This is a genomic window from Cellvibrio zantedeschiae (assembly GCF_014652535.1).
Classification (GTDB): Bacteria; Pseudomonadota; Gammaproteobacteria; order Pseudomonadales; family Cellvibrionaceae; genus Cellvibrio; species Cellvibrio zantedeschiae.
In genome coordinates this window covers 966912-980755 of record NZ_BMYZ01000001.1, presented here as the reverse complement: position 1 = coordinate 980755, position 13844 = coordinate 966912, and the positions used below count along the sequence as shown (strand labels likewise).

The following is a 13844-nucleotide window of genomic DNA, read 5'->3' as shown; positions in this document are numbered from 1 at the left end:
AAAAAGGCCGCTCAATAGAGCGGCCTTTTTTTATTCTGGTTTAGGTGGGCAATGAAAACTTTGCATAATTTCATCACCATCCATCGAGTGTAAATGCACATCAAATCCCCATAGCCTATGCAAATGCTTCAACACTTCTTCCGCTGAATCTGCCAAAGGCTTACGATTGTGCATGGTGTGATGCAAGGTTAATGCACGATCCCCACGAACATTGACACTGTAAATTTGAATATTGGGTTCGCGATTGCCCAGATTATATTGTCCTGCCAAAGTCTCGCGCAGTTTTTTGAATCCGTCCTCATCGTGGATCGCATATATTTCTATTTTGTCTTCTTTATCGTCATCCACAATGCTGAACAATTTTAAATCGCGCATAACTTTGGGTGACAAGAACTGCAAAATAAAACTTTCATCTTTAAAGTTACGCATTGCAAAATGCAACGTCTCGTTCCAATTACTACCTGCAATATCCGGAAACCAATCACGATCCTCCGCAGTAGGATTTTCACAAATTCGACGAATATCCATCATCATTGCAAAACCCAATGTATAGGGATTAATACCGCTAAAATAAGGACTATCGTACGCGGGCTGCGCAATTACACTGGTGTGCGATTGTAAAAACTCCAACATAAAACCGTCAGTCACCAAACCACGGTTATACATTTCGTTGAGCAAGGTATAATGCCAAAAACACGCCCAGCCCTCATTCATTACCTGGGTTTGGCGTTGAGGATAAAAATATTGGGCAATCTTGCGCACTATGCGAATTACTTCGCGCTGCCAAGGCTCCAACAAAGGTGAGTTTTTTTCCAGAAAATACAAAATATTTTCTTGCGGTTCTGGCGGAAAGCGCGGTGCGTTTTTCTCTGCTTTTCCGCTAATTGCTTTAGGTATTGTGCGCCACAAATCATTTACTTGTTTTTGCAAATATTCTTCCCGCTCCGCTTGTCGTTGCTCTTCATCGTGCGCAGAAATAGGATATGGCCGTTTGTAACGATCAACACCGTAATTCATTAGCGCGTGGCAAGAATCTATAATGGCCTCTACCTCAGCTATGCCATAGCGCTCTTCACATTTACTAATGTAATTTTTCGCGAACACCAAATAATCAATAATGGAGTCCGCATCGGTCCAGGTTTTAAATAAATAATTTCCTTTAAAAAAAGAATTGTGACCATAACACGCATGGGCGATGACCAATGCTTGCATTGTCATGGTATTTTCTTCCATTAAATACGCAATGCATGGATTTGAGTTAATCACAATTTCATAAGCCAAACCCATTTGCCCACGCTTGTAGGAATTTTCTGTGCTCAGGAATTGTTTCCCATATGACCAGTGATAATAGCCAATCGGCATGCCCACTGCAGCGTAAGCATCCATCATTTGCTCTGAACTAATAACTTCAATTTGATTGGGATAAGTATCGAGGCCAAACTCTTGTGCAATTTCGCCAATAGCCTGATCGCATTCTCTAATTAATTCAAAGTTCCATTCTGAAGAAGTAAACAGCGGGGACTTTTTAAGGGGATCTGTTGGTTTCATGCGACCTTCTTATGAAAAAGCTCACGAAAGACAGGATATATATCTTCAATACCAATAATGTGCTGCAAAGAAAATTTATCGGAATGCTCCTTTTGAACCTCCTCATAGGTGCGCCATAGCGCTTGATGATCGTGAGGCGTGATTTCTATATAAGAATAATATTGGCAAAGCGGCAATAGATGTTCACTCATTAATTCTTTGCAGTTAGCAGAATCATCGCCCCAATTGTCACCGTCAGATGCCTGGGCACCGTAGATATTCCATTCATTGGGAGAATAGCGGTCTTCAATTATTTCTTGCATAAGTTTAAGTGAACTGGAAACGACTGTTCCGCCCGTTTCACGCGAATGAAAAAATTCATCTTCATCCACTTCTTTGGCGCTGGTGTGATGACGAATAAAAACAATTTCGGTTTTTTCGTAATTACGTTGCAAAAACAGGTACAGCAAAATAAAAAACCGTTTGGCGATATCTTTAGTGGCCTGATCCATAGAGCCAGACACATCCATAATACAAAACATAACGGCTTTTGAGCGCGGGATAGGTTGTTTAATTTGTAAGTTGTATTTTAAATCAAAAGTATCCAACCAGGGCGTACGTTTAATTGCATGAGATAGCTTGGTCATCTCATGCAATATTTCTTGCCGCAACAATAAATCGCGCTTGGACTCTTCTTGCTGATCAAGTAAATTTAATTGTTCCTCCAACTCCAACAAACGTTTGCGCTTGCCCGCAGTTAATGCAATACGGCGCATGTTTGCGGCACGCAGTGAACGAACAATATTAATACGCCCAGGCTGCCCTTCGTTAGCAATACCACCGCGCACCTTTTTAAATTCTTCAACACCAGATAATTGGCGTTTAATCAGGTTTGGCAATTCCAAACCCTCAAACATAAAATCCAGAAATTCCTCTTGCGAGAGCGTAAACGAAAAATCATCTTCACCCTCGCCAGAGTCGCTGGCATTTTTTCCACCACCGCCACCTGCACCACCTTGAGGGCGATTAACTTTGTCACCAGTAGTGAATTGTTTATTGCCGGGAAGCACGCGAGTGTTATGACCTCCGTTACCATGATGGATTACGGGCTCACCAATATCTTTCGCGGGAATACTAACTTTTCCGCCTTTATCAATATCCCTAATGGAGCGGTTGCTAACGGCATCTGACACAGATTTTTGAATTTGATCGCGATAACGGCGCAAGAAACGTTGCCGATTTACAGCACTTTTATTTTTTGAATTGAGGCGTCTATCGATGATGTAACTCATGCTCAACCCTTATACAAAGAGGATTCAACTTTCTTCTACCACTTCATCTATCGTTTGCTTAAGAGCAATCACAATCATGACTGATCTTAAGCAAATTTGACTTACTGCGATTTTCTCACGCGCAAATACCATTCAGACAACAAACGTACTTGCTTCTCGGTATAACCACGCTCAACCATGCGTTGCACAAAGTCCTGATGTTTTTTCTTGTCTTGCGCTGAAGCTTTGGCATTAAATGAAATCACAGGTAATAAATCTTCGGTATTCGAGAACATTTTCTTTTCGATAACCGTGCGCAATTTTTCATAGCTGCGCCAATCGGGACTTTTGCCAGAATTGTTCGCCTTCGCGCGCAACACAAAATTCACAATTTCGTTACGAAAATCTTTGGGATTGCTAATGCCTGCCGGTTTCTCGATTTTTTCAAGCTCTTCATTCAAAGATGCTCGGTTGAGAATCTCACCCGTTTCATGATCACGATACTCCTGATCTTGAATCCAAAAATCCGCATAGGTGACATAGCGATCAAAAATATTTTGGCCGTATTCAGCGTAGGATTCCAAATAGGCGGTTTGGATTTCTTTGCCAATAAAGTCCACATATTTTGGTGAAATGTATTCTTTTAGACCATTGAGGTATTTCTCTTGCACCTCTTTGGGGAATTGCTCCTGTTCGATTTGCTGTTCAAGCACATACATAAGGTGCACAGGGTTAGCAGCAATTTCAGTAGGATCAAAGTTAAAGACTTTGGATAAAATTTTAAAAGCGAACCTTGTGGATAACCCGGTCATGCCTTCGTCCACACCTGCTGCATCTTTATATTCTTGCAAAGATTTTGCTTTTGGATCCGTATCTTTTAAATTTTCACCATCATAGACACGCATTTTGGAGTAAACGTTGGAATTCTCCGGCTCTTTAATGCGCGACAGCACAGAGAACTGGGCCAACATGCGCAAGGTATCCGGCGCACAAGGTGCTTTTGACAGCGAACTATTTTGCAAAAGCTTTTCGTAAATAAGCATTTCTTCTTTAACACGCAAGCAATAAGGCACTTTGACAATATATACACGGTCAATAAAAGCTTCATTGTTTTTGTTGTTGCGGAAGTTTTGCCATTCCGATTCGTTAGAGTGCGCCAGAATAATGCCATCAAACGGAATTGCACCTAAACCTTCGGTACTATTGAAGTTACCCTCTTGCGTAGCGGTCAATAAAGGATGCAATACTTTAATCGGTGCCTTAAACATCTCCACAAATTCCATCAACCCCTGGTTTGCGCGGCACAAGCCACCGCTAAAACTATAGGCATCGGGATCGTTTTGTGGAAACTCTTCCAATTGACGAATATCGACCTTACCTACGAGCGATGAAATATCCTGGTTATTTTCGTCACCGGGTTCGGTTTTAGTAATAGCGATTTGGTTGAGAATGGACGGATAAACTTTTACAACTTTAAATTGCGTAATATCGCCATGAAACTCTTGCAAACGTTTTGCTGCCCAGGGCGACATAATCGTTTTTACGTAGCGACGAGGAATGCCGTAATCCTCTTCAAGAATTTTGCCATCTTCGTCTGGATTAAATAATCCGAGTGGTGATTCAAATACTGGTGAGCCTTTAATGCAATAGATAGGCATTTTTTCCATCAAGGTTTTCAGCATTTCTGCAAGAGAAGATTTGCCGCCGCCAACCGGGCCCAGCAAATAAAGAATTTGTTTTTTCTCTTCCAAACCTTGTGCGGCATGTTTGAAAAACGACACTATCTGTTGAATGCATTCTTCCATTCCGTAAAAATCACCAAAGGCTTTATATCGCTTGATCATTTTGTTGGAGAAGATACGACTGAGGCGAGGATCGGAAGCGGTGTCTACCATTTCCGGCTCTCCGATAGCCATGAGCATACGCTCGGCCGCGGAGGCATATACACTCGGATCTTTTTTACATAAATCCAAATATTCCTTGATGCTTAGCTCTTCCTGCTGAGTGGCTTCATAACGCTCACGGTAGTGACTGAAAATGCTCATAATTTACCTCAACTAAGCGATTAACCTTGCAATCTGCTTCAACCTGAAAAAGTCGTATTGCAAACACAAACAAACCGATGCTGAAAAACTATTACTATCAATTTCAAACCCTTGCTTAAGCATAGCCGTAAAAACGAATTAACACTGCAATTAAATTCAAAATATTGACAGTTTTATTTTTACTAGCCTTTCATCAAATTACACACAAAAATCACGCCAATCTCTCTCAAGGTTAAAAAATTATTTTGCCCTTATGACAAGTGCCCTCCAATATGTGACTATATAAACCTTTAAATTCTGACGATGTTCTTTTAGATAGATAAAACCACACCCATGGCTCAAATTCCCTGGTTAAATCCCTCTGAGATTTTATTCCCCTCACCTGCACTCGCGCTGAATGAACCCAATGGTTTATTAGCTGTGGGCGGTGATTTATCGCCCGAACGAATCCTGGCAGCCTATCATCAAGGAATTTTTCCATGGTTTAATCCAGGCGATCCGATTTTGTGGTGGAGCCCGAGCCCACGCACGGTGATTTATCCAACACAATTACATGTTTCAAAAAGTCTGCGTAAACTTATACGCAGTGGAACTTACCGCGTCTCATTTGATCATTGTTTTAGTGATGTTATGCGCGCCTGCGCTGCACCGCGCAGCTATGCAGATGGCACCTGGATCAGCGAAGACATTATTGCGGGTTATTCGGAATTGCATGAGCGTGGCTACGCGCACTCGGTAGAAGTTTGGCGGAAAAACGACGATCAAGAAGAATTAGTCGGTGGCCTATACGGAATGGCATTGGGTAGAATATTTTTTGGTGAATCCATGTTCAGCCGTGCTGACAATGCGTCCAAAGTGGGTTTAGCTTTTTTAGTTGCACAGTTACAAGCTTGGGAGTTTCAACTTATTGATTGCCAGGTAGCGAACGAACATCTATTTAGTTTGGGCGCAGTTGAAATTCCGCGTGAAGAGTTTCAGCAACTCCTGATAAACTTTGTAAAGGTTACACCCAACTATCCTCCAAATTGGTCAAAGCTCACACCTGAGAATTGGCCAAGCTTGTGCCCACAGAATGGGAATCAGAATACGGAGAGGCCAACATGACCGATCTTTCTACATTGAAATTATTTGCGACCCAACCGCATCCTTGTAGTTATATCGATGGCGAACAAGCGACAACGGTATTTGTAGATCCAGAAGCGACCATTGACGTTAACCTATACAGCCAACTCTCACTTCTAGGCTTCCGCCGCAGCGGCGGCCATCTGTATCGCCCTCAATGTTCGAGCTGCCAGGCCTGCATGTCTTGCCGCATTCCTGTAAACCTTTTCCGGCCCAACCGCAGCCAACGCCGGTGTTGGCAAAAGAATCAAGACCTGAGCATCACTACTGTTGACCGCATAGATACACTCGAACACTACAACCTTTATTCCCGCTACATTGAAGGGCGCCATCAGGACGGGGATATGTACCCTCCGTCAGAAGAACAGTACAAAGCTTTTTTAACCAGCGAATGGGGTGCAACCCGCTATCTGGAATTCCGTTTGGAGGGAGCTTTAATTGGGGTTTCGGTTTGCGACCACTTGGACGACGGCCTCTCTGCGGTTTACACCTTTTACGATGCAGCCTTAAGCGAACGCAGCCTTGGCAAGTTTGCGATTTTGGCGCAAATCCAGAAAGCCAAGCAGCTGGGTTTAAGTTATGTCTACTTAGGCTACTGGATTAAGCAATGCGACAAGATGAACTACAAAACTGATTATCGACCCCTCGAATTACTTATCAATCGCCGCTGGTTGCGCCTCAATTAGTGAAATGTCACGCCGTTGATGGGGGCTTAGGCCCTAATTGATGGAAAAAAGGCACCTATCGACGCTTTTCTCTTGGCTGCGCTGGCTATTTCAGGCACAATTCGCGCCTATTTTTACCTCCCATACGTTTTAGTCATACCTGAGGATTGTGCCGCATGGCAAAAGAAGACAACATTGAATTTGATGGCGAAGTCGTTGATACACTGCCAAATACCACCTTCCGCGTTAAATTGGAAAACGGCCACGTAGTCACTGCCCATATCTCTGGAAAGATGCGTAAAAACTACATCCGTATCCTGACTGGCGACAAAGTTAAGGTTGAAATGACACCTTACGACTTAACCAAAGGCCGTATTACCTACCGCGCGCGTTAAGACTCACAGCGAGGGTTTCAGCGAAACCTGGTGAGACAGCCATAAAAAAAGCCGCTTATTCAGCGGCTTTTTGTTTTTCTAGCATCAGCACTACAGGCATCACACCTTGGCAGTCTGCGGAGTGGATTGTTTAGCGGTGATGTGGATATCAAGCTGATCACTGATAGGATCAAGATCAACCTCCACCGTACCGCCTCCATGAGACAGCTCACCAAACAGGATCGCCTCAGCCAACGGCTTTTTAAGCTTATCCTGAATCAAACGTGCCATTGGGCGAGCCCCCATCTGCACGTCGTAACCATGAATCGCCAGCCATTCGCGCGCAGACTCGGTAATTTCCAGCGTAACGTGTTTGTCGTCCAACTGTGTTTGCAACTCCATAACAAACTTGTCCACCACAGTTTTAATGGTTGCCAAGGTCAATGGACCGAATTGCACGATTGCATCCAAACGGTTACGGAACTCAGGCGTGAACATCTTCTTGATTGCCTCCATTCCATCAGTTGTGTGATCTTGATGAGTGAAGCCAATCGATGCACGGCTCATAACATCCGCGCCCGCATTGGTTGTCATAATTAAAATGACATTACGGAAATCTGCTTTGCGCCCGTTGTTGTCAGTGAGCGTACCGTGATCCATAACTTGCAACAATAAATTGAAAACTTCTGGATGCGCTTTTTCAATTTCGTCCAACAACAATACGCAATGTGGTTGCTTAGTAATTGCATCAGTCAACAAACCACCCTGATCAAAACCTACGTAACCTGGTGGCGCACCAATCAAACGCGATACAGTGTGGCGCTCCATATATTCCGACATATCGAAGCGAATTAATTCCATGCCCATTGCTTTAGCAAGTTGGCGAGAAACTTCTGTTTTACCAACACCGGTTGGGCCTGAGAATAGGAAAGAACCAATAGGTTTTTCTGAGGCCCCCAAACCTGCACGCGACAATTTAATTGCAGTGGCAAGCGTATCAATTGCGGCGTCCTGACCAAACACAGTCATCTTCAAATTCTGATCCAATTTACGCAATTGTTCTTTATCAGAAGACGACACACTTTTTGGAGGAATACGTGCAATTTTTGCAACAACATTTTCCACATCAGTTACGCCAATTGTTTTCTTGCGTTTGCTCGCAGGTTGCAATTGTTGATAAGCACCCGCTTCGTCAATCACATCAATTGCCTTATCTGGTAAGAAGCGGTCATTGATATAACGCGCGGCCAACTCTGCAGCTGAACGCAAAGCAGCATCGGTATAACGCAAATTGTGGTGTTTCTCGAAACGGCTCTTTAAACCTTTCAAAATTTGATAAGTTTCATCAACGCTCGGCTCATCCACATCCACTTTTTGGAAACGACGAGACAGCGCGCGATCTTTATCAAAAATTCCGCGGAATTCCTGATAAGTAGTTGAACCCATGCAACGGATTTCACCAGAAGATAATAAAGGCTTCAATAAATTCGATGCATCCATTACTCCACCTGATGCAGCACCGGCGCCGATAATGGTATGGATCTCATCGATAAACAAAATTGATTTCTTTTGCTTTTTGAGTTCGTGTAACAAACCTTTAAAGCGCTTCTCAAAATCACCGCGATATTTTGTACCAGCGAGCAAAGCGCCCATATCCAGCGAGTAAACCACGCTATCCGCTAGTGTTTCTGGCACATCACCATCTACAATACGCTTGGCCAAGCCTTCTGCAATTGCAGTTTTACCCACGCCAGATTCACCCACCAACAGCGGATTGTTTTTACGGCGACGCGACAAAATTTGGCACACACGCTCCACTTCATCTGCACGACCAACAAGCGGATCTATACGCCCCTGCATCGCCATTTCATTTAAATTGCTGGCGTAATTTTCAAGAGGATTAGATGAACTTGATTCGCCAGATGAAGATTCTTCATCATGATTTTCCTGAGCTTGGTGATCATGAGTGTGATCAGTATGGCCAGAAACTTTATGAATGCCGTGAGTAATAAAATTAACAACATCGATACGTGCAATGCTTTGCTGTTTCAAATAATAAACAGCTTGGCTTTCTTGCTCGCTAAAAATTGCAACTAGCACATTAGCGCCAGTAACTTCTTGTTTACCGGATGACTGCACGTGGAAAACGGCGCGTTGCAACACACGTTGAAAACCGAGTGTAGGTTGGGTTTCACGTTCAGCGTCGTGCTCAGGAATAAGAGGTGTTGTAGAATCAACAAATTCAATTAATTCTTTGCGTAGGCTGGATAAATCTGCACCGCATGCACGCAAAACACTTGCAGCAGAATCATTGTCGATCAGCGCGAGCAACAAGTGCTCAACTGTCATAAACTCATGGCGCTTCGAACGCGCACCCTTGAAGGCGAGATTCAAAGTTACTTCTAGATCTTTGCTCAACATCACTCATACCCTCTTGATCAAAAAAAGCATACGAACTACTACTTCTCATCATCCTCTACTGCTTCAATATCACACAGCAATGGATGTTGGTGCTCCCTGGAATATTGATTAACTTGCGCGGCTTTCGTTTCCGCTATATCACGAGTATAGATGCCACAAACCGCTTTTCCATGAATATGCACCGTTAACATCACATGCGTTGCTTTTTCACGATTCATGCCAAAAAATTTTTCCAAAATTTCAACAACAAAATCCATCGGAGTGTAATCGTCGTTGAGCAACATCACTTTATACATAGGTGGACGTTTTAATTTCGGTTTCGATTCTAGGACCGCGAGATTGCCGTCAAGATCCCCGCCCTCGGAATCGCCATCTTGATTTAAGGTTAGTTGAAGGTTGATTAGATTGCCCATAGAGATTCAACAGAAAAATAAAATGATTGGATTGTTGACGACATTGTAACTCATAGGCATAACGACAACGAATACGTTGAAAACTTGACATTGGGTCAAATGTTGGATAAAAAACACGTCACGCTGAACAAATAATCAGCAATTTGACGCTAAACCTTTCTCTTTAGCGTCAAAAGAACGCGTGAGCCTACAAGTCCCAAACTCTTTGGGGTAATAATAACGAAGGCAACATATACCTATATGGTGCCAAGGCGCAGGAATTCAACATGCCCACAGGTACAGTCAAGTGGTTTAACAATGCCAAAGGTTACGGTTTTATCTTAGCCGACCAAGGCAACGAAGATTTGTTTGCACATTACTCTGCAATCAAGATGGATGGTTATAAAACCCTTAAAGCCGGTCAGCAGGTTTCATTTGAGATCACTAAAGGCGATAAAGGTTTGCATGCGGTGAATATTTGCGCACCGGAAACCAGTGAGCAAGTAAGCCAGGATTTAACCGAAGCAACTGCCTAAATTGAGCTTGGCAACCGAACCCCAAGGGCTGGCCTATTTCAGCAGGGATGGTTATTGACATAACTAACGACCTGTCACTTGGGATTTATTGAAGGTGTTTTATCCAAATATTGAAGATGGATCACCCGGCGCTGATTCAGCTTCAACTGCTCCATACCCCATTTATAGCGGGGAATGCTGTTAAACAACTGATCAAAACTGCCATCTTTTTGTGCCAGCTCTAGCCCCACCTTCAAGCGCTCCGCCAATAGCTTATTATCTTTATGCACGAAGAAATAAACGTGGTTTGGATATTGGAGCATCAAGTCCTTTTCTATCGCCAAATGTAAGTCGGGGTAAAAGTTAACCTCTGTCTGGATTTGATAAAGCCCGCGAGAGAAATAATCAAACCGCTTGGCTGCCAACATTTTGAACAATTTGCCGTAGCCAACTGCCTTCACCAAGGGCAAACCATTCGCCTGCATAATGTCGGCATCTATCCATTGAGCGCTCATACCACCGGTGAACTTGCGTAAGTCGTTGAGCGTTTTTACTCGCGAGAAATCGGCCTGCATCTCAGGCCTGATGAGTAACAAGCGATAGTTATTGAGATCTTTAAGTAAAGAGACTTTAACCGGTAACAGCTCTGCTTCAAGTTCCGGTGATGTGGGTGACCACAATAAATCGATATTTTTAGCGATTAATTCCGAACGCAGCCGTTTATCGACAGTTCTAACTGGCAGCTCTGAAATTTCAATCTTCCCGTATTGCCGTTCAGTTTTAGCGAGAGCCAAGGTTAATAAATGGGTGAAGTAATAGTCCTCATGATTTATATCATGGGAAGCCGTAAGCGAAATAATAAGCTGCTGTGGCGCAGCACAGACCGCACCGGACACGACCAATAAGCAGCCTGCGATAATTTTAGACACCAACACGAAAGTGCGGCTTACTGGCATTGTAATGGCTCACTTTTATTAATAGATTTATGACACAAAACCTGTAGCCCAGCGATGCGGGAGGAGATCTCCTAAACTTCATTTTAGCTTAGTAAAAGCTTCTGGCTGCGTGATACTCAGCCGGTAATAAATAATTCAACATAAAAAAACCCCTTAGACCTGCGCCTAAGGGGTTTTTCATGCTACTTAAATTAACCCAATGTGGCTAAGGCAGCATTGAAGGTCGCGCTTGGACGCAAAGCGGCAGAAGCTTTTGCATCATCCAAACGGTAGTAACCGCCCAAATCAACTGGCTTACCGCCTGCAGCAATCAGCTCGGCAACGATTTTAGCTTCGTTTTCGGTAAGCGATTTCGCCAAAGGTGCAAATTCTGCAGCCAAAGCCGCATCGTCAGTTTGCGCAGCAAGAGTTTGTGCCCAGTACATAGCCAAATAGAAGTGGCTGCCACGGTTATCAAACTCGCCTACTGCACGGCCTGGTGACTTGTTGTTGTCGAGGAACAAACCGTTGGCTTGGTCGAGAGTTTTAGCAAACACTTTTGCTTTTGCGTTTTTGGTCACGTTACCGAAGTGATCCAAAGATTCCGCCAAAGCCAAGAACTCGCCCAAAGAATCCCAACGCAAGTGACCTTCTTCTACGAATTGTTGTACGTGCTTAGGTGCTGAACCGCCCGCACCTGTTTCAAACAAACCGCCACCGTTCATCAAAGGAACAATCGACAGCATTTTTGCAGAAGTTCCAAGCTCCATGATGGGGAATAAGTCGGTGAGATAATCACGCAATACGTTGCCGGTTACGGAGATAGTGTCTTTGCCAGCGCGGATACGATCCAACGAATATTGAATCGCTTCTTCTGGAGACTTGATGTAAATCTCAAGGCCAGCTGTGTCGTGATCTTTCAAGTAAGTTTCAACTTTCTTGATCAATTGCGCATCGTGAGCACGTTTTGGATCAAGCCAGAATACGGCCGGTGTTGCAGAAGCGCGCGCGCGATTTACGGCAAGTTTTACCCAATCTTGAATTGGTGCATCTTTCACTTGGCAAGCACGGAAAATATCACCAGCTTCTACGTTTTGTTCCAACACCACTTTGCCCGCTGCGTCAGTTACACGCACAACACCGTTGGTAGAAATTTGGAAAGTCTTATCGTGTGAACCGTATTCTTCTGCTGCTTGCGCCATCAAACCTACGTTGGGAACGCTGCCCATAGTCACAGGATTGAATGCACCGTTTTTCTTGCAGTCGTCGATAACAACTTGATAAACACCCGCATAGCAACGATCTGGAATGCATGCCTTAGTGTCTTGCAATTTGCCATCAGCATTCCACATTTTGCCGGAATCGCGAATCATAGCTGGCATAGACGCATCCACAATCACATCGCTTGGTACGTGTAAGTTGGTAATGCCTTTATCGGAATTTACCATTGCCAATTCAGGGCGAATTGCGTAAAGCGCTGCGATATCTGCTTCGATTGCAGCTTGTTTGTCCGCAGGTAGAGATTTAATTTTGGTGTATAGATCACCGATACCGTTGTTAACATCTACACCGAGCTCTTTAATTTCTGCGGCATATTTTTCTAACACTGGAGCATAAAACACAGATACGAAGTGACCGAAAATAATCGGGTCAGACACTTTCATCATGGTGGCTTTCAAGTGCACAGACAAAAGCACGCCGGTATTTTTTGCATCTTCAATTTGCGCCGCGATAAAAGTACGCAACGCATTTTTGCTCAATACAGATGCATCAACGATTTCACCAGCCAATACTTTTACAGTTTCTTTTAATACTTTCACACTGCCGTCTTGCGCAACCAATTCAATTTTTAAATTGCCTGCATCAGCAATCAACGCTGATTTTTCGCTACCGTAAAAATCATTCGCGTCCATATGCGCAACGTGTGATTTTGAATCCGCCGCCCATGCGCCCATTTTGTGTGGATTTTTACGCGCGTAATTTTTTACTGACAATGGCGCACGACGGTCAGAGTTACCTTCACGCAACACAGGGTTTACAGCAGAGCCTTTGATTTTGTCGTAACGCGCTTTTGCGTCTTTTTCGGTATCGTTTGCAGGTACTTCAGGGTAATCAGGTAAGGCATAGCCTTTTGCTTGTAATTCTTTGATCGCAGCCTTCAGTTGTGGAACTGATGCGCTGATATTTGGCAATTTAATAATGTTAGCTTCTGGCGTAGTCGCCAATTTGCCCAGCTCGGCAAGGTGATCGCCGATGCGCTGTTCTGGCTTTAAGAATTCTGAGAAGGCGGCGATGATGCGGCCTGAGAGCGAAATATCGCGAGTTTCAATGGCAATGCCAGAGGATTTGGTAAAGGCTTGAACTATGGGGAGTAAAGAGTAAGTGGCTAGTGCGGGGGCTTCGTCGGTTTGGGTGTAGATAATTTTAGAATCGGTCATTTTTTACTTTAACTCCGTAGTTTTCATGAGACTTTCCATAAGACTTACCATGGGACTATGCCTTGTGAGCCGTGCTTTGTGAGCTTTGCCATGAAAGGTTATGAAAGGGAAATTTCGGCCCAGAGCCGAATTAAGGCGC

General features: G+C 43.8%; 11 protein-coding genes. 4 read left to right on the top strand and 7 right to left on the bottom strand.

Annotated elements, in window-relative coordinates; all coding sequences use genetic code 11:
* Window positions 1-30: 30 nt before the first annotated feature.
* From IE104_RS04345 to IE104_RS04335, 3 genes are all read right to left on the bottom strand, one after another.
* On the bottom strand, window positions 31-1548 hold the full coding sequence (locus IE104_RS04345) for a SpoVR family protein (protein ID WP_189416308.1): 1518 nt from the start codon (window positions 1546-1548) through the stop codon (window positions 31-33).
* Window positions 1545-2819 carry a YeaH/YhbH family protein gene (locus tag IE104_RS04340; protein ID WP_189416306.1) on the bottom strand — a complete coding sequence of 425 codons (1275 nt, stop codon included), beginning with the start codon at window positions 2817-2819 and terminating at the stop codon, window positions 1545-1547. The genes IE104_RS04345 and IE104_RS04340 overlap by 4 nt, the downstream gene beginning before the upstream one ends.
* A gap of 101 nt (window positions 2820-2920) precedes the next feature.
* Window positions 2921-4843, bottom strand: a complete 1923-nt coding sequence (locus tag IE104_RS04335; protein WP_189416305.1) for a PrkA family serine protein kinase — start codon at window positions 4841-4843, stop codon at window positions 2921-2923.
* 333 nt (window positions 4844-5176) lie between these two features.
* On the opposite strand from IE104_RS04335, the gene aat reads away from it, so the two are divergent.
* From aat to infA, 3 genes are all read left to right on the top strand, one after another.
* The gene (gene aat, locus IE104_RS04330; RefSeq protein WP_189416303.1) at window positions 5177-5947 is read left to right on the top strand and encodes a leucyl/phenylalanyl-tRNA--protein transferase; all 771 of its coding nucleotides are present in this window, start codon (window positions 5177-5179) and stop codon (window positions 5945-5947) included.
* Window positions 5944-6651: an arginyltransferase gene (locus tag IE104_RS04325; protein ID WP_189416302.1), complete on the top strand. Its 708-nt coding sequence runs from the start codon at window positions 5944-5946 to the stop codon at window positions 6649-6651. The genes aat and IE104_RS04325 overlap by 4 nt, the downstream gene beginning before the upstream one ends.
* Before the next feature lie 155 nt (window positions 6652-6806).
* Window positions 6807-7025 carry a translation initiation factor IF-1 gene (gene infA / locus IE104_RS04320; RefSeq protein WP_189416300.1) on the top strand — a complete coding sequence of 73 codons (219 nt, stop codon included), beginning with the start codon at window positions 6807-6809 and terminating at the stop codon, window positions 7023-7025.
* A 99-nt stretch (window positions 7026-7124) separates the two neighbouring features.
* Here infA and clpA read toward each other — a convergent pair whose 3' ends face one another.
* On the bottom strand, window positions 7125-9425 hold the full coding sequence (clpA, locus tag IE104_RS04315) for an ATP-dependent Clp protease ATP-binding subunit ClpA (protein ID WP_189416299.1): 2301 nt from the start codon (window positions 9423-9425) through the stop codon (window positions 7125-7127).
* A 38-nt stretch (window positions 9426-9463) separates the two neighbouring features.
* Window positions 9464-9838 (bottom strand): ATP-dependent Clp protease adapter ClpS, encoded by a 375-nt coding sequence (gene clpS, locus IE104_RS04310; protein WP_189416297.1) that lies wholly within the window; start codon window positions 9836-9838, stop codon window positions 9464-9466.
* 266 nt (window positions 9839-10104) lie between these two features.
* On the opposite strand from clpS, the gene cspD reads away from it, so the two are divergent.
* A complete protein-coding gene (gene cspD / locus IE104_RS04305) occupies window positions 10105-10353 on the top strand; it encodes a cold shock domain-containing protein CspD (protein WP_189416296.1) in 249 nt (82 codons plus the stop codon).
* Between the two features lie 74 nt (window positions 10354-10427).
* On the opposite strand, the gene IE104_RS04300 is transcribed toward cspD, so the two are convergent.
* Complete coding sequence (locus IE104_RS04300; protein ID WP_189416295.1) at window positions 10428-11288, bottom strand: transporter substrate-binding domain-containing protein; 861 nt, start codon at window positions 11286-11288, stop codon at window positions 10428-10430.
* Between the two features lie 191 nt (window positions 11289-11479).
* Complete coding sequence (locus IE104_RS04295) at window positions 11480-13705, bottom strand: NADP-dependent isocitrate dehydrogenase (RefSeq protein WP_189416293.1); 2226 nt, start codon at window positions 13703-13705, stop codon at window positions 11480-11482.
* Between the last annotated feature and the right edge of the window lie 139 nt (window positions 13706-13844).